Raw genomic sequence first — 18,230 nt, 5'->3', positions numbered from 1 at the left:
GAGGCTAAAATGAACGAATGTCGAAACCCTCTTTTCAAAAGATCATCTTTTCGGGTACGATGAAGGTAAGGGAGAGTGAAACATGGCACGTCTAGAAACATATAAGAAAAAACCGGTTGTATCAAAGGGATGGACCATCACAGGGCTCATTGCATCAATACTTGTGATTATCTCTAGTATTCTATTATTCTTCTATCCTTTTGCTTCAAGCGAAAAAACAAGCTACTTCACGGGAGAAAATCCTGTTCTATTTCAAGGGAAACAACAAGGAAATGCGATTATAGAAGGCGAAAGCGTCTATGTATCGTTAGACTTTTTGAAGGAGAATATTGATGATAGTATCGCGTTTGATGAAAAATCAAACTCAATCATCATTACTACCTCTAATAAAGTGGTACAAATGCCTACAGAGTCCTTAACCTATTTTATAAATGAGAAGCCGGTTGAACTCCAATTTGCTCCATTAGTAGATGAACAAGGCCAATTATATGTAGCGCTTGACCCAGTCATTCAGTTTTATCCTGTTACGTACCGTGTACTTGAAAACTCAAATGCCGTATGGATTGAAAAGGATGGAGATACTCTTCAAAATGCTGTGGTTACGAATGAGGATGTTCACGAGGAAAAACTTCGACTGCGTACAGACGCAACCTTACAATCTCCTTATGTTGCAGATGTATCAAACGGGGAAAAGATTTGGATTGAAGATGAGAAGGAAGAATTCTATTTTGTTAGAAAAATAGACGGAGTTGCTGGATTTATATCTAAGGACTTAATTGAAACACAGGATAAGGTAACCATCAATGTAGAATATGAAAAGGAAGCTGTAAATACTCCAACCTTTGAAGGACCGATCAACCTTACTTGGGAAGCAGTGTATACGAAAAACCCAGATACTACTATGATTCCTGTAATGAACGGAGTAAACGTTGTTTCACCAACCTGGTTCGAACTAAAGGACGAAACGGGAACCATCGGGAACCTTGCTTCTCTGGAGTACTCGAAATGGGCAAAGGCACAGGGCTATCAAGTCTGGGGACTATTCTCCAACGCGTTTGATCCTGACCTAACTCACGCAGCCTTTAAGGATTACGAGACGAGACAGAAGATGATTCGAGAGCTCCTACATTACAGTCAGTTATACGAGCTGAACGGAATCAATATTGATATTGAAAATGTAAGAGAAGAAGACGGGCCACTTGTGACACAATTTGTCCGAGAGGCAACACCCTACTTACATGAAGCAGGCTTAATTGTTTCCATGGACATTACATTTATGGCAGAAGGTAATTGGTCTGCTTTCTATGAACGTGATAAGCTTGCAGAAATTGTCGACTATCTTGCGATTATGGCCTATGATGAGCATTGGGGTTCCTCGCCAAAAGCCGGGAGCGTAGCAAGCCTACCATGGGTTGAAACCAACCTACAAAAGCTCTTGGAAATCGTTCCAAATGAAAAGCTGATTTTAGGTATTCCGCTTTACACAAGACTATGGGAAATCAAAGACAGCGGTGAAGTTTCCTCCAAATCCAAAAGCATGGCACAAATCAAAGAATGGTTAACCACTAATAACTTAACTCCTATCTATGATGCAGCTAGCGGACAAAATTATGCCGAGCTTTATGTTCCCGATCAGGCAACTACCTACAAGGTATGGCTTGAAGATGAACAGTCTCTTACCGCAAGAACCAATTTAGCGGTAAAGTATGATCTTGCTGGGGTGGCGAGCTGGTCCAGATATTTTGCGGATGAAACAGCGTGGACCGCTCTACAAACTTTTAATCAGCAAATAGTGAAAAAGTAAGGCGCGGCTAGGAGTTTCTCCTAGCCTTTTATCATTCAATTGGCTATGATTAAAGAATGTAAGGGCATACTAAACAAAAATTAAGAGGAGTGAGTTTGATGCCAATCGAGTATCCGGGCCGTGAAGAATTGGGGCAAATCTTAAAAAAGGCAAAGCGAATCGCTGTTGTTGGAATAAGCAATAATCCAGAGCGTACCTCTTACATGGTTTCTGAAGCTATGAAAAATGCTGGATATGAAATTATTCCAGTTAACCCTACCGTAGATGAAGTGTTTGGTATTAAAGCCGTAGCCAAATTGACTGATATTGAAGGACATGTAGACATTGTGAATGTGTTTAGACGATCTGAATTTCTCCCAGAAGTGGCAAGAGAGTTCGATCAAATCGATGCGGATGTATTTTGGGCACAATTAGGATTAGAAAATGAAGAAGCGTACGAATTTTTAAAAAGCAAAGGCTACACGGTGGTTATGAATCGATGCATTAAAGTAGAACATGCTTTGACAAAATAATTTTTTCTCCTTCACTCTAGTCATTAAGATTAGAGTGTTTTTCTTTTTATTATAGGCTTTATAAACATTTCTGTAATCGAAGAATATTCGTCTAAAATACTTTTGTTTTTAAAATATCCATTTGCCAAATCAAAAGAAATATATACAATAAAGCATAGGTGTCTTAAAAAATGTGATAAAATACGAGATAAGAACATTTGTTCTAAAGTCTTCGTTTCATAATATTTAAAGGATAATTTACTTGTAAGAACGAATAGGTATAAAGACGTTCGGGTCCATTACATAGATAGAGACATGTGGCTGGCACGGAAGGAAAGGGGTATTATACGTGGCAAAAAATCAAGGAACGTTTGAATACAACGATGATGCCATTCAGGTACTAGAGGGGTTAGATGCGGTTCGAAAACGCCCAGGAATGTACATTGGTAGTACAGATTCACGAGGGCTTCACCATTTGGTGTATGAAATTGTAGATAACTCTGTTGATGAAGCATTAGCAGGTCATGGAGACCATATAATCGTAAAAATTCACAAAGATAATTCCATTAGTGTGCAGGACAAAGGGCGTGGTATGCCAACGGGTATGCACAAAATGGGAAAACCCACTCCTGAGGTCATCTTAACTGTCCTTCACGCAGGGGGAAAATTCGGTCAAGGTGGGTATAAAACAAGTGGTGGGTTACACGGTGTAGGTGCATCGGTTGTAAATGCCTTGAGCGAGTGGCTCGTGGTAAAGATTAAGCGAGATGGCTTTGTCTACGAGCAGCGTTTTGAAAACGGCGGAAAAGCTGTGACTACTTTAGAGAAAGTAGGAAAAACGAATCAAACCGGAACGACAATTCACTTTAAGCCGGATGCGTCCATTTTTTCGACGACAACCTACAATTATGAAACATTGTGTGAACGCTTGAGAGAATCTGCCTTTCTTTTAAAAGGCATGAAAATAGAAATTATTGATGACCGTAATGACTTTCATGAGATTTTCCATTATGAAAATGGAATTGAGGCGTTTGTTCAATATTTGAACGAGGAAAAGGACGTCTTACACCCAGTTATCAGCTTCGAAGGGACGAGCGGTGGAATTGAAGTGGATTACGCTTTCCAATTCAATGATGGATATTCGGAAAATGTTCTATCCTTCGTCAATAATGTTCGTACAAAAGACGGTGGAACACATGAGGCTGGTGCTAAAACAGCCATGACTCGTGTATTTAACGAATACGCTCGTAAAATCGGCCTGTTAAAAGAAAAGGATAAAAACCTGGATGGAGCGGATATACGAGAAGGATTTGCAGCCATTATTTCCGTGCGTGTTCCAGAAGAACTTCTTCAATTTGAAGGACAAACAAAAGGAAAGCTAGGAACGAGCGAAGCACGTTCTGCTGTAGACTCGGTTGTTTCTGAGTATTTGTCTTACTTTTTAGAAGAAAACCCGGAGACCAGTACGTTATTGATACGTAAAGCAATAAAAGCGTATCAAGCTCGTGAAGCCGCTCGGAAAGCTAGAGAAGAAGCACGAAGCGGGAAGAAAAGGAAACGCTCTGAGGCTGTTTTGTCAGGGAAGTTAACGCCGGCCCAATCTAGAAATCCTCAGAAAAATGAGCTTTACTTAGTTGAGGGTGACTCTGCCGGAGGATCTGCTAAACAAGGTCGTGACCGTCGATTCCAAGCGATCCTTCCACTTCGAGGAAAAGTTATTAATACAGAAAAAGCAAAATTACAGGATATCTTTAAGAATGAAGAGATTAATACGATCATCCATGCTATCGGTGGTGGAATTGGAGCAGATTTTAATATTGACGATATCAACTACGATAAAGTTGTTATTATGACCGATGCCGATACCGACGGTGCTCATATTCAAGTTCTTCTCCTTACATTCTTTTACCGTTACATGAAACCTCTTCTTGAAGCTGGAAGAATATTCATCGCCCTTCCACCGCTTTATAAAGTGAGTAAAGGAACAGGTAAGAAAGAAATTATTGAGTATGCATGGAGCGACGACGATTTACAATCAGCCATTAAAAAGGTTGGTAAGGGTTATATGATTCAACGGTACAAGGGACTAGGTGAGATGAACGCTGACCAGCTTTGGGATACAACGATGAATCCTGATACAAGAACATTAATTCGTGTGCGCATTGATGATGCTGCTCGAGCAGAACGTCGTGTGACTACATTAATGGGCGATAAGGTTGAGCCTCGCCGAAAGTGGATTGAAACACATGTAGCCTTCGGTTTAGAGGAAGACGGAAGTATTTTAGAAAATGAAAATATTTCTGTTGCTGAGGAGGTTACTGAACAGTGAGTTTGACAGAAAAATTTCGCGATTTACCACTTGAAGAGGTCATTGGTGATCGCTTCGGAAGATATAGTAAATATATTATTCAAGACCGTGCCTTGCCTGATGCAAGGGACGGTTTAAAACCAGTACAAAGACGAATTCTCTATGCGATGCATGTTGAAGGAAATACAAACGATAAAGGGTTTCGTAAATCGGCTAAAACAGTCGGTAACGTTATCGGTAACTATCACCCACACGGAGATTCCTCTGTGTACGATGCCATGGTACGTATGAGTCAAGACTGGAAGCTACGTAATCTTCTTGTTGAAATGCATGGAAACAACGGTAGCATCGATGGAGATCCACCAGCTGCGATGCGTTATACAGAGGCCCGTTTAAGTGCAATTTCGTCGGAATTATTGCGTGATATTGACAAAAGAACGGTCGATTTCATACCAAACTTCGATGATACAGCCAATGAACCGACCGTACTTCCAGCGATGTTTCCTAACCTTCTCGTTAATGGTTCTACAGGAATTTCTGCTGGATATGCCACAGAAATCCCTCCGCATCATTTGAATGAGATCATCGATGGTGTCTTCATGAGGATGGATCAGCCGAATTGTACCGTTGATGATTTAATGACTGTGATAAAAGGACCTGACTTTCCAACTGGTGGAATCATTCAAGGGGTAGACGGAATCAAAAAGGCTTACGAAACGGGTAAAGGAAAAATCATTGTTCGCGGAAAAGCAGAAATTGAAACGGTTCGTGGCGGTAAGCAGCAAATCGTTATTACCGAAATTCCTTTTGAAGTAAACAAAGCAAACCTTGTGAAAAAGATGGATGAATTCCGTTTAGACCGTAAAATAGAAGGTATGTCTGAGGTTCGTGACGAAACGGATCGTACAGGACTTCGTATCGTGATTGAATTGAAAAAAGAAGCGGATGCTGAAGGTGTACTAATGTATTTATACAAGAACACAGACCTTCAAATTGCCTACAACTTTAACATGGTTGCTATCCATCATCGTCGTCCGATGCTTATGGGCCTTACACAGCTTCTCGATGCGTATATTGAGCACCAAAAGGAAGTCGTCACTCGTCGCTCTCAATTTGATTTACAAAAGGCGAAAGACCGCCAACATATCGTAGCAGGATTAATGAAAGCTTTATCCATCTTAGATGAAGTTATCCAAACCATTCGTGGATCAAAAGATAAGCGTGATGCAAAAGACAACTTGATTATGAAATTTGGTTTTACCGAAGCACAATCCGAAGCAATCGTTTCTTTACAGCTTTATCGCTTAACAAACACAGATATTACCGCTCTTCAAAATGAAGCAGATGAACTTGCTAAGAAAATTGAGGAACTAACTGCTATTTTAGAAAGTGAAAGCAAGCTTCTTTCTGTGATTAAAAAAGAGTTAAAGGATGTTCGAAAACGCTTTGCCGATCAACGTCGTACCATAATTGAAGCGGAGATTGAGGAAATTAAGATCAATCTTGAGGTTATGGTAGCAAGCGAAGATGTGATTGTCACTGTAACGAAGGAAGGCTATATTAAGCGTACTAGCCCAAGGTCGTATGCTGCATCGAATGGTCAGGATTTCGGGATGAAAGATTCCGACCAATTACTCGCACAGCTTGATATGAACACAACCGATGTGGTTCTGTTATTTACGAATAAAGGGAATTACTTGTACTGTCCAGTGCATGAACTTCCTGATATTCGTTGGAAGGACCTCGGTCAACATATTGCAAATCTTGTTCCAATTGATCGTAACGAAACGATTATTAGGGTACTTCCTGTTAAAGACTTTGAGAAGGAAGCATTCTTGTTATTCATTACGAAAAATGGAATGGTTAAGAAAACCGAACTGAAGGCATATAAAGCTCAAAGATATTCAAAGCCACTCGTCGCCATTAATGTAAAGGATGACGACGAAGTACTTGATGTTCATGAAACGGATGGTACGAAGGAATTGCTATTAACGACTCATTTAGGATACGGTTTACGATTTGCTGAAGACGAGGTCAGTATCGTTGGCGCTAGAGCTGCAGGTGTGAAAGGAATGAACCTAAAGGATGGCGATTATTTAACAGCTGGTAAAATTGTCGATGATCCCCGTTCTCAAAGCATTGTGATTGTGACTCAGCGCGGTGCCATCAAAAAGATGAAGTTAGATGAATTTGAAATTACTTCACGTGCCAAGCGCGGCGTGGTCATGCTAAGAGAATTAAAGGCGAATCCACACCGAGTGATCGGTGCAGTTATCGTTAGCGAAGAAGACCAAATCTTTGTGAGTACAGAAAAAGGTCATGTCGAAGAAGTTCGTGCTTCTGATCTAAGACATAATGACCGTTACTCAAACGGATCCTTTATTATTGATGAAACCGATGCTGGCAAAGCAAAAACTGTATGGTCGGTTGCTCAAAAAGAAGTTAACGAAGCTACAAAAGACTAAAAAAGCTCATCATAAACGTGTAAAAGACCAAATCCCTACGATTTGGTCTTTTACTTTTTAACAAAAAGGGCAGAAAGGTGAATAGGCGGTAGTGATTGAATATATATAAATATGATTTAAGTAATCTTGAGGAGGAGGTAATCGAATGAAAACGGCTTTAGTATTTGGGGGAACTAGATTTTTCGGAGTCAATTTAGTTCAAGAGTTGCTTAACAAAGGGGTAAAAGTTACGGTGGCAACAAGACAAAACAGTGAGGTTCCATTTGAGAACAGAGTTGAAACACTCAAAGTTGACCGATTTGATTTAGATTCTGTGAAGGAAGCTGTTAGTGGGAGAACTTGGGATGTTGTATTTGATCAGATTTGCTTTAACGCTAGAGACGCGAGAATTGCCATTCAAGCACTTACTGACAAAATTCATACATACATTTTCACTTCCACGATGTCCGTTTATCATTTTGCTGAAAATGTGGTAGAAGCAGACTTTGATCCATATTCATATCCAATTTCTGATACACCACCAGACAAAGTTACCTATCAAGAAGGAAAACGACAGGCGGAGGCGGTATTTTTCCAAGAGGCAGATTTTCCTGTGATTGCTGTTAGAATTCCCATTGTTCTCGGAGAGCATGATTACACGGAACGTTTACTTCTACATATTAATCGAACAAAGGAAGGGTCTATGATCGGATTTCCGAACTTACAAGCCAAAATGGGATTCATTCATCAAAAGGAAGCAGGGAACTTTCTTGTCTGGGTAAGTGAGCAAAATTTCAATGGCCCCATCAATGCCTGTGCAAACGAGGAGATATCAATGGCAGAATTGATGATACTTATAGAAGGCGAGGTTGGCAAGAAGGCCATTCTGCCAAGTACTTTTGACTCGTCTGAACACTCACCATATGGTATTGAAAACAACTGGAATATGAGCAACGCTAAGGCAAGCGAGCTTGGGTTTCGTTTTAGTAATCTATCAGATTGGTTACCAGGACTTATTAAACATTTAGCAAACTAATTTTTTGTTATATTTGTTTTTTCTACATCTTTTTTCCACTTATGGGCAAAATAAAATACTGATATTGCTCAGGGAGGAATTATAAATGAAGAAAGAGCTATTGTTTGCTTTTGCTGCCTTCTTTTTTATGTCACTGTCCGCGATCACAGGCGTATATGCAGTAGAGGAAGCTAACATGCTTGAAAGTGTCATCGTAAAAGAACAAATGGATGTTACCGGAGATGGAAAACTTGATACGATATATGTGAAGGGGGAGCCCTTTGAGGAAGGAGCAATCTTCTTACGTTCTATAACATTGGAAATCCTTTCGGCAACTGGAAAAGACCATAAAATCAATCTTGAAGGTGGATACGAACCACGAATAGACTTCAAAGATCTGAACAATGATGGCGTAAAAGACTTATTTCTAGCGGTTAACACGGGCGGAAGTGGCGGATTATCTAATCATTATTTATATACAGTTAAGGATGATCGGTTAACCGATTTAACCGTACCTGCACCACTGGTTATTCAGACTTCTTTTCTAAATGGATATAAAGCCAATATGACTATAGAAAATACCAATGAGTCGTATCAGTTTGACTTAAGAAATAGAGCAAAAGATTACGAGCGGCTTGGATTATATCATAATGGCAAACTAAATGAACCTGCAGAGCTCATGGTCCTTCCGTTTGGAACGCTAAAACCTGTTAAAGTGACTGGGAATCAAATGGGCTTAAAAGGTTCCCAACGAATAAGTGGTGCCTATAATGCCGATTCGATTGCGTATGTGGAGTCATCTTGGGTGTATGAAAACGCACAATGGAAGCTCCTTGATACGAATGTTATGGAATTACGTAGGAATACAACGAAGAAGAAAAAATAGGCTGTTGTCACATTTAACATTCAATCACATAAAATACAGTAGGAAATACTACTTCTTCATCCAGGGGAGTGAGGCTTACATGAGTAAGTTTGATCCGGCTATGTTAAATGTGACATACTTTCCACCAGCAACACCCTTTAAACCTGTAGATGAGAGAAAATATACCTTAACGCATTCAGACGTAACAGGTGAGTTATTTTTAACAATTGGATATTGCTACGATTATGATGCGGTAAATAGCAAATTTCGAGATGAAGTGTTAGCAGAGTGGAAACCAGTTATGGGTCAATACACATTATTAGGGAAAGTGTATGTTACGAACGGAGAATTCGACGAAAATTATGCGTTGATTCGCTTTCATATTTTCCAAAAAGAGCTACCATTAGCACTCACAGCAATGGTATATGGTGACCAAAAATTCTATCAAAATTATCCATGGTTATTAGACTCACCGATATATATACAATTCGAGTCTTCCTACCCACAATATAACCAGTACATGTACTTCGGCACTCCTAGATATTACTTAACAACCGCCCTTAAACAGCGAGTTGTATAGCCTCAAACCTGACATTCCGTTAGGTTTTTTTGTTTTGGGAAGGACTTCTCACCAGTTAATCGAATATATAAGGGAAAGTTTATTGATGGGTGGGATAATGATGGATAAGAACGAGTTAATGCAAACACTTGAGAAGATCAGCATTGAGATTCGGTTAAGTGGTTTGCAAGTGGACTGGATGCTAGTAGGTTCTGCAGGTTCTGTACTTCAAGGCTGTGAATTGGAAGCAAATGATATCGACATATATACAAAAACTGAGAGTGGGGTAGAGCTATTCGCCAAAATCTTTGAAAAGTATGCCCACCAGGTAAAATGCAACCAATCTATAGATGATTTACATTGGAAATCATCTATAGAGGTGCCTACGTTTACGCAAACGTTTCCGTGGGGCTTTTCTTGGAAAAAAGGGAAATGGAAGATAAATGGTTGTGAGGTAGAGGCTGTTCATATCATGAACTCGGCTGGAATACCCGATTCAAAGGATGGAGAAGGAATTTGGGAAGGTGGGCAATATATATGGGAACTGGCAAAACCGATAACGTTAAATGATTTTACGTTTCAAACCGTACCATTAGAAGTTCAGTTAGAATCCAACTTACGCAGAGAACGTACCGATCGTGTAGCAGCTATCATACAGGCTCTAAATCGGAATGGCACAAATCAAACATTTTTACAGCAAGCGTTATCAACCAAGCACTATGAACAAGTTAAAAATCAATTGGAATTATAAGTTGTGTATGATGCGCTTAGTCATTTTTGACTGAGCGTGTATTCAAAAGATAAGTTTTATATAATAATATTATGTAAACTTAATTAATAATATTAAGATCTGGATAGATCGAATATAGATCGTTAGTATTTTGCTTAGAGTTATAAAACACTTAGTAGACGCTAAATAACTAAATCAAATTATTATCTAGATTACTAACAATTTGATTTACTGTAGCGCAGATTAACATTATAACAGTAGTCTCAGATTAAAAATTCAAATTCCGTCTCACTATTTTAAGTATACTTAGTTATTGAGACCCCTTCCGTCTCTCTTCATAGAACTGTGTATAATAGATATTATGTAAACTATAAAAAAACTTAAACAGAACGATATCATCAGGGCTCCCCTTGTCTGGCGACACAAATATACCCTTCTTTGGCGACACAAACTTCCCCGCCATAAGCAAATAAAAAAATGTCCAAACAATTTTTATGAATTATTTGGGCATTTCAACTTCTTAAGTATATTTTCAATAGTTTTGTCTTTGTTTGGCCATATGTGAAATTCGGCAGCTTCATTATCTTTAAATGGATATACAATAGTGTAAAATGGTAAATTCTTGTATTTCATAAATGGTCTAGAATAAAAGTAATGAACACTTTTACCCATATCATTGTGTGCTACTATCAACCAATTTAATAAGTAATTATGTAACAGATGTGCAAAAAGCCTATTGAAAGTATATTTCGTTATAGTCAAATTATCTGGGCTTACATAATGAAGAATGGATGGTTCATTACCATATATCGTTTCATCTTTCTCGTTATACAATCCAGTCATTAATTCAATATAAATATTAAAAAAGTAATCGGAATCAGATCTAGTATAAAAATCCACTTGATTTTCAGCGATTTTTCTTTTTCTATAAGTGTGCACATGCCAATTAATCTCATGGTCTTCTATATGTCCTCTCCAATGGGCATATGCGGAAACAAAAGGACAAATAGATTCACTATACGTAAAGCTTCTATTATAAGATTTTATACATTTTTTGTGATCTTTAAGAATGGTTTTTCTAAAATGTCTTGCAATGGATTTATAGGTAGCCTTTAATGTGAAGTACAATTCTTTATTGGGTCTTTTATGTCGGGGTGTAAATATATATTTAGAAAGCAATTTCTTATCAAGACATTTTATTTTGTTGATATTCTTACTTGACTTATAAACTATATGCTTTGTGTTTTCTTCTTTTGAATTAACAGTGAGGTATAAATATTCAAAGGGATTCTCATAATTCGTTAAATCTATACAATCACTTATATGAATGCGCTTTGTCTTTTCGCTGTGAGCATTTAATTCAAACAATCTGGTAACTAGACTAGAATCTCTTATATCATGTGAATTGGAGCTCCAGGTCTTTGCAAACATTCTAGCCATATCTTCGTTTATGAATAAAAATCCGCACTGACATTGAAAAGGATGCTTGATTTCATTTTTTATGAGATTATATTCATTTTTCCAACCCCCGCCACAACTGGGGCATATTGATGATAGTGGCTTATTATGAAGTGGACAAGTATTAAATAGTTTAAATTGATGAAAAGTACTATGATATCCTATTTTTATACATTCAGGGCAAAACCTAAACGTGTCAATATAGAAAACCTTATAATGATGTTTTTGAATTAAAATTTTTAATATTGTTGCGCTTTCTTCAATTATATTTGCTTTCAAATTAAAACCAAGTATATCTTGTAATCTCTTTTCATCAAAACCTTCTAAAGTAAATAAATCTCCATCTTTTTTACTCCAAACATTGCTTCTTTTATTCTGGATAGATTCTGAACCAAATATCTTAAATAAATCATTAATTGTAACCTTGTTTGCAAACATAAACTTATGAAATATGCTCCAAGCTGATTCATAGGGATGGTACCAACTACTACTCCAGGCAAAAGTTCTCTTGAGATTTTCTTCGGTATGATTGTAAATTAATTTTTTCATCTTAGCCCCCTTTATTTAAAAGATCACTATAAATTTCTGATTCAATGTAACCCGAATATTTCACTGCTTCTTTAAAATGGTTTTTTGTCAAAACCTCTACATTTTTACCATCAACTCCATAGTGAATTAATATATACTCTATAGTCCTTGTAAAATATTGCATAGGAATTTCAAGACCTTTTCGTATATTATGTTTTTGTCGGATTTCAGTAAAAATATCCATTAATTCTTGAGTATAGGTTGATAATCGTAATCCATTCGAAAATGCTTCTGGAAAGTAATATCTAGTAAACGAGAATCCGCTGTTATCAGGAAATTCTGACTCCTCATCATACCCTAAGAGACAAGCATGTATATCGTCATAACTCTTTATTCCAACAAACTTATATTCGTGCACCATAAACCGACCAATGATTTGGGCCTTTTTTAATTTTATAAAAGACGATCTTTGGCCTAATAATTCTTTTTGCCCTACTAATATAACGGTTAAATCTATTTCCGCTCTATCTAATTCATTGTGGATATCCATTAACCAACCATACTGAATCTCATGAAGCTCCTGCGCATCATCAATAATTAAGATTACTCTGTTTTCTTGTGATGTTTGTCCCTTTTCAATTAGATAGCTATACAATCTCTCTCTTTTTGCATTAGTTTTATTACTAAAAGGATCTGAATGTCCAACATCCTTAAGTAAATCTTCAAAAAAAGTATTTTCACTAGCAATTTTTTTATGTCTACAATTGAATTTAAAAACAGGAAGCTTTTCACCCAATTCATCTGGTAAGGCTTTTAATATAAATTGAATTGCTCTTGTTTTTCCAAGCCTGGGCCGTCCATAAACAATTCCACCAGGTGCTCTACTAAAAATCCACCTAGAAATAGTTTCATATAATCGATGTATTTCATTTGTTGCTAGTAAATATCTTCCTGTTTTTATGGGATGGACTTTATTTTGTGTTAAAGGCCTTTTTATAATATTATTTACTTGTTCGGACACATCTTTTTCCCCTCTCTAGTTTTATTTTAGTATGTTATTGTCTTTTTGAACCTTCTGTTAAGATTCTTTTTATTTGATACCAAATTGTTATTATTGATTATTTCTTCATTTTTACCGGTATCTTCATCTCCGTAACTTACATAAACATCTGGTGTTGGAATATCATCTATTTCTCTTCGTAACTGAGCAAGCTTATTTTTGCTACCGTTTTTATTATTAGCTGCTTCTTTTTCGAGGTGTCTAAAATATATCTCTATTGGATTATCGAAGCTTGTAAAATGTAATATCTTTCTATTTTTAAGACTATTGATAGCCTTTCTTGTTTTGAGAGAATGTTTTTGGAGACTCCATTTACCATTTGCGTTTAGAATTCCAAACTCACTGCCATCAGGTAGAAAAGCTCTTACCGTCCTCAAATCCTCTACATCGACAAAAAGATCGAGTTTTGTACCAATTAAACCTGGTGTTCGTGATAATAAGTCACTTCTATACGTTACACCTTCATATTCAATATAAGGTCTTTGGCCAGATACAATATTTCCTCTTACAACACGTTGGGCTTTCATAGTAAAAAACGCTAATTCACTTCTCTTTTCTTCCGACATTTTTCGAATAATAGCTCCTTTCATTATTCTTTGTTGGAGTGCTTCAAGAGGTGTAAGATTGCTGATACCACTATGCGGAGTTCCGTTATATTCAGCAATTAGTGTATCAGCTAATTCGATAATATGTTGTTCAGATATTTTATATTTAATTGCATTACTTTCTGCATTTTTTCGTCTGGGATCATTTGGGTTACTTCCTGTTGTACTTGGAAGACGATGAAATCCATTTTCTTCAAGAATTCCAAAAAACCTCTCTACTAAGCCTCTTCTTTCAGGCATGCTGACTGGACCAGCATTTGTGAAACAACCCACAATTTCACTTAGTCTATCATTTACAATAGTTGACAAGTTAGCTCGAGCGTTATCATATAAAAACTCATCCCAAAGCCCCCATTCACATTCAGGTATAATCTGGGAAGGAAATCCACCAGATGGTGAGTATGAAAGGCCAGAAATAGTAAAGTTAGGTTGTTCCTTTGGGGTTATAGCATTTTTTACACAATGTAATACATCGGTTGAAGAATATTCTCTATTTAGACAAATATGATGTCCTAATATCGCCCTTGTTGCTTCATCAATAATAACCAAAAGCCAAATCCGATCCATTGTCTTTGTTACTTCATATCCTTCAGGAGTCGTAAATGTAATTGCCACAGCAGAATCAATTCTATGACCATCAAATTGTACCCGTTGATATGGTCTGGTAATTACTGGGTTATTTTTATTGCCAATTCCTGTAGAACGGGCATGTTGAGCTGCTTGATCCCCATGCCTTTTTGAAGCTTCTGAAAAGTAGGTAGAATGTAGTTTCTTTACATATCGTTCCAGAGATCGCTTTCCTAAATCTTTTGTAATAAAAGGATATTGATTCAACTTTATTCCAGCTTTTCGGCAGGAATCTATAAACTTTTTGTGTAAGTTTTTAATGCTAATTACGGGTTCCTCTATTGAATATTTATTTCTTTTTAAATAATGGTTATCAATTGTATCTTTAATAGTTGGGTAAGTTTCTAGAAGGAGTTTAAATGCACCGGTCATTTTTGTTGTGTCGTTTAATTGTGGCAAGCTTTTTCTGTGATATCCATTGACTTTTTTATGAGGTATTAAAGCTCTGTAACCATAGATTAATCCGTTATCATCCTCTGTAAGACATCTTCTTACAAAATTGTTTAACTCTTTGGGTTGGATTCTTGTTTTTTCAACAATTGTTTTAATTAAAACTTCTGAATTGAGGTATAGTTCCACAGCCTGTTTTCTTCTATAAAATATCTCCTTATGTTCATCTGTTAGTTGGTCGACATTAACTAAGGGCCAATTTTTAGTATCCAATGATTCTGGTGGAAAATTCTCACTTTCTATGATTTTACGTTTAGTCATTCAACCACACCTCCGTAAAGGGACCAATGATTTCACAATCAATATTAGCATTCACTTTGCCATGATAGATTAAATAAAATAGGCTTGTATATATTTGTTGATTAGAAAGGAAAGATAGTTTTTCAAATAGTTGTTTCACTGTACTCTTCCCACTTTTAAGAACCGCTAATATCGGTTCGTGATCTTGTAAATTATATGAATTAAATTCTCTTGTGTAAGGAATGATTTGTCTCTTATTATCTAATAAGACTTGGTTTTTTCGAATGACCAACTCGGTTAAAACTTCATGTGAGTAACCATTCATTTTGCACCAATCCTCTTGTACTTGAATTTGTTTAAGGGTTCTTTCGTATTTTTTATTTTCTTTGTCAAGTTCTGTTGAATATTTAATCTCGCAAAAGGATTGTTTCCCATCTTTCCATTTAATCCACATATCAAAAACTGACTCAACCTTTTTCCCTTCTAGTAAATATTGAATTCTTAGAGGTTGTTCGCAAAAAGCTTCAACTTCAGGGTTGGTTTCAACTAAGATCCAATTCTCATATTCTAAATCACTATAAAAATGAACATACCTTTGTTGCTTATAACTGAAGCCAACCCAATAATTGCTGCCATACTTCATACTTCTGCGCATTTTGACAGGTGAATACTCCAGCATACATCATCCTTTCAATTTTTATATTTTAAAATCGACACTATTTCCTATTTTTTTATTTTCTTTCTTCTACTTTTGGTGTGTCGAATCCTTTATCGAAAAAGCACTAGTTTTAATAGTTTTTAAATTTATTTAGTTGCATTTGTCGAAAATGGTTTATTAATAGTATCAAAATAAACAAATTTTATTTTAAAACAACCAAATGACGATCGTTTGTTCTATAATAAAAGTAATCACTTAATGACAGGACAACAATATGACAGCATCGCTTCTAGTGTAAATTTAAAGGAGGACTTTGAATGAGACTAAAGTTTAAAGAAAAACACGTAACAGTTCAACCAATGGACCTGGAATTTTTCACTTCACCTTTTACTGGACATCAACTAAAGAGATTCCAAGTAACTGTTTCAGTTACGGAGCAACAATTATCTGTCTTTGAAGATGAATTAGATTATGTAAAAGTATATGGTATAACTGAAGTAGATGGTGATGGAACAGGAATAAGAAAATACAAAATAAGTAATACTTCATACAGCTATAGCAATAATTCTGATGGTAGAATGTATTTCTTTACAATATCTGAAGAAGAAAATGTCAAAATTGATAGGCTTTTGATTAAGGATATAGAACTAACTCCATATGAATACGAAGAGACTTTGAGTGATGATGCTATTATAATAAATGCCAAAGTTATTGTTACTAAAGACATTGCGGATCGAATTGAAGGCTTGAATGAGAATGAAGAGAAATACTTTACGGTCATTCGTGAGGGTATTAACGAGAATCCTATAAAAATGCGTTTTGGTTTAAATATTTGGTCTGAACATGAGGACGGTTCAATTAAGTATCGATTAGTCATTGTGGAAGATAAGTATGATACTGAAGATGATGTTCGAAGACCACTTAATTATCCTGAAGCACAAAATATTCGATCTTTGACTTTGTACCACAAAAGCTATATTGAGTTATTAGCCGATTTATTTGTAGACAAAGGCTTATTGACGAAAGAAGAAATAGAAGGGTTAAAAGAAAAAGCTAAGGTAGAAAAGAATAAAAATCTACGATATATTTATCAAGTTGTGGACGTAGATAAAGAAAGCCTATAGATTATGGCAGGATAGGCATTTTGTACTTACCCTGCTTTTCTTTATTGAAGTTCATCTTTGTGAGATCCGATTTTTTCCCAAAAAGTCATTAAAAATGACTTTCGTATAAAAAGAAGAAAATTGATCACTTGTAAACCGATAAATAGTTGCTCCTTTACCCGTCCCATAATGGGGATTTGCTTCAGCATGTAACGATGAAATTTACACGTATTTCATCCGATGATGTGGTGCTTCCATCTCCCCAATAAGTAGCTAGAGCAAGCTTATGCTGAAAATTTACCAAAGTTGCCTGTTCTCCTATTTATAGAGAAGAAGCACGAAACTTCAGTTTATCCTTATATATCACTCCATCAAGAAGAAAATAGGCCAGATCCATTAATTATCTCGTCACTAGAAAATAAGGTTGTTTCATATATTGTTTTATTTTGCTTTTTCATGAAAGATTGAACAACTTCATAACCTACCGCATAACCAGCACAAAAGGAAAGACCTACAGGTTGATATCCCTCTTGTTTGGCAATCTCATCACCAAACATATAGCTACTTACTTCAGCAAATCCTTTAATTTCTAAAGCTTCTCCAATAACAAAGATCGAATACTCTAAATCGTCTTTGTCCATACTAGTCACCCAAGGTCCAAACTGTTCTGTTCCATACAGTTCTTTCGCAAAAGAATCGGCCAAGCCTTCTATGACAAGATAATCTCCCACTGTTACATTTCCATGATCCCAATCAAAATAAGAAAAACGAATATTGTGATGAAATTCATGAGCAATAACAGCAGGAATTTTAGGTAAATTATAATCATTTGGATAAATATTCACCGTAATAAACCCAGGAATGCCTCCGAATCCTGTATATCCCTTCTGAAGTTTTAATTTATATGGATCTGCAACATACAATCCAAACTTTATTTCATCAGCATTCACTTTCAAACCTGCCTTATTAGCATGTTCTATACAGGTTTTGATAGTATTCTCAGCTACCATATAGGCATTATTATTTTTTAAGATAGATAACCCTTGTTGAATTTGCTTATCGTTAGAAATATCTGCGTAACCTAGCATTTTCGTGGCCATTAAAACGTCATAACCATTTTCTTGCTTTGCCTTTAAAGGAACATTTATTAAATTCCACATTTCCTTAAATGGCGTCATCATCGTATAACGAAAATAATTTATTCTTTCTTCCAAATCCGTAATTGCAAGTAATTCTTCGTATTGTTCTAATGTGTTGATTAATTTATAGGTCATGCTCATTTCAA

General features: G+C 36.3%; 14 protein-coding genes and 1 pseudogene. 9 read left to right on the top strand and 6 right to left on the bottom strand.

The features are described from left to right. Nucleotides 1–82: 82 nt before the first annotated feature. The 8 genes from MKX65_RS09905 (at nucleotide 83) to MKX65_RS09870 (ending at nucleotide 10,237) form a co-directional block, all read left to right on the top strand. Nucleotides 83–1,804, top strand: a complete 1,722-nt coding sequence (locus MKX65_RS09905) for a glycosyl hydrolase family 18 protein (protein WP_340903458.1) — start codon at nucleotides 83–85, stop codon at nucleotides 1,802–1,804. A gap of 98 nt (nucleotides 1,805–1,902) precedes the next feature. After that, nucleotides 1,903–2,316 carry a CoA-binding protein gene (locus MKX65_RS09900; protein WP_340903457.1) on the top strand — a complete coding sequence of 138 codons (414 nt, stop codon included), beginning with the start codon at nucleotides 1,903–1,905 and terminating at the stop codon, nucleotides 2,314–2,316. A gap of 328 nt (nucleotides 2,317–2,644) precedes the next feature. Continuing rightward, nucleotides 2,645–4,624: a DNA topoisomerase IV subunit B gene (gene parE / locus MKX65_RS09895; RefSeq protein ID WP_340903456.1), complete on the top strand. Its 1,980-nt coding sequence runs from the start codon at nucleotides 2,645–2,647 to the stop codon at nucleotides 4,622–4,624. Beyond that, a complete protein-coding gene (parC, locus tag MKX65_RS09890; RefSeq protein WP_340903455.1) occupies nucleotides 4,621–7,068 on the top strand; it encodes a DNA topoisomerase IV subunit A in 2,448 nt (815 codons plus the stop codon). Before parE ends, parC begins: the two co-directional genes overlap by 4 nt. Before the next feature lie 145 nt (nucleotides 7,069–7,213). Then, complete coding sequence (locus tag MKX65_RS09885) at nucleotides 7,214–8,083, top strand: NAD-dependent epimerase/dehydratase family protein (RefSeq protein ID WP_340903453.1); 870 nt, start codon at nucleotides 7,214–7,216, stop codon at nucleotides 8,081–8,083. 85 nt (nucleotides 8,084–8,168) lie between these two features. After that, the gene (locus MKX65_RS09880; RefSeq protein WP_340903451.1) at nucleotides 8,169–8,948 is read left to right on the top strand and encodes a hypothetical protein; all 780 of its coding nucleotides are present in this window, start codon (nucleotides 8,169–8,171) and stop codon (nucleotides 8,946–8,948) included. Nucleotides 8,949–9,027: 79 nt separating this feature from the next. Beyond that, nucleotides 9,028–9,507: a staygreen family protein gene (locus tag MKX65_RS09875; protein WP_160548830.1), complete on the top strand. Its 480-nt coding sequence runs from the start codon at nucleotides 9,028–9,030 to the stop codon at nucleotides 9,505–9,507. 100 nt (nucleotides 9,508–9,607) lie between these two features. Next, nucleotides 9,608–10,237, top strand: a complete 630-nt coding sequence (locus MKX65_RS09870; RefSeq protein ID WP_340903449.1) for a hypothetical protein — start codon at nucleotides 9,608–9,610, stop codon at nucleotides 10,235–10,237. Between the two features lie 471 nt (nucleotides 10,238–10,708). On the opposite strand, the gene MKX65_RS09865 is transcribed toward MKX65_RS09870, so the two are convergent. The 4 genes from MKX65_RS09865 to MKX65_RS09850 are packed head-to-tail and all read right to left on the bottom strand — an operon-like array spanning nucleotide 10,709 to nucleotide 15,863. Then, nucleotides 10,709–12,223, bottom strand: a complete 1,515-nt coding sequence (locus MKX65_RS09865; protein WP_340903447.1) for a TniQ family protein — start codon at nucleotides 12,221–12,223, stop codon at nucleotides 10,709–10,711. 1 nt (nucleotide 12,224) lies between these two features. Continuing rightward, on the bottom strand, nucleotides 12,225–13,223 hold the full coding sequence (locus MKX65_RS09860; protein WP_121446691.1) for an AAA family ATPase: 999 nt from the start codon (nucleotides 13,221–13,223) through the stop codon (nucleotides 12,225–12,227). 26 nt (nucleotides 13,224–13,249) lie between these two features. Then, nucleotides 13,250–15,205: a hypothetical protein gene (locus MKX65_RS09855; RefSeq protein WP_340903444.1), complete on the bottom strand. Its 1,956-nt coding sequence runs from the start codon at nucleotides 15,203–15,205 to the stop codon at nucleotides 13,250–13,252. After that, nucleotides 15,198–15,863: a TnsA endonuclease N-terminal domain-containing protein gene (locus tag MKX65_RS09850; protein WP_340903443.1), complete on the bottom strand. Its 666-nt coding sequence runs from the start codon at nucleotides 15,861–15,863 to the stop codon at nucleotides 15,198–15,200. Before MKX65_RS09850 ends, MKX65_RS09855 begins: the two co-directional genes overlap by 8 nt. A 296-nt stretch (nucleotides 15,864–16,159) precedes the next feature. Here MKX65_RS09850 and MKX65_RS09845 point away from each other — a divergent pair, with 296 nt between their 5' ends. Continuing rightward, nucleotides 16,160–16,966 (top strand): hypothetical protein, encoded by an 807-nt coding sequence (locus tag MKX65_RS09845; RefSeq protein WP_121446694.1) that lies wholly within the window; start codon nucleotides 16,160–16,162, stop codon nucleotides 16,964–16,966. Nucleotides 16,967–17,059: 93 nt separating this feature from the next. Here the strand turns inward: MKX65_RS09845 and MKX65_RS09840 are convergent. Further along, nucleotides 17,060–17,258: pseudogene (locus MKX65_RS09840) on the bottom strand (Tn3 family transposase); the annotation flags it as partial. 58 nt (nucleotides 17,259–17,316) lie between these two features. After that, a complete protein-coding gene (locus MKX65_RS09835) occupies nucleotides 17,317–18,225 on the bottom strand; it encodes a DUF2268 domain-containing protein (RefSeq protein ID WP_445677912.1) in 909 nt (302 codons plus the stop codon). Nucleotides 18,226–18,230 lie beyond the last annotated feature (5 nt).

Origin of the sequence: Robertmurraya sp. FSL R5-0851, from assembly GCF_038002965.1 — a bacterium.
Lineage (GTDB): Bacteria > Bacillota > Bacilli > Bacillales > Cytobacillaceae > Robertmurraya_A > Robertmurraya_A beringensis.
This window is presented reverse-complemented; position numbering and strand designations above follow the sequence as displayed.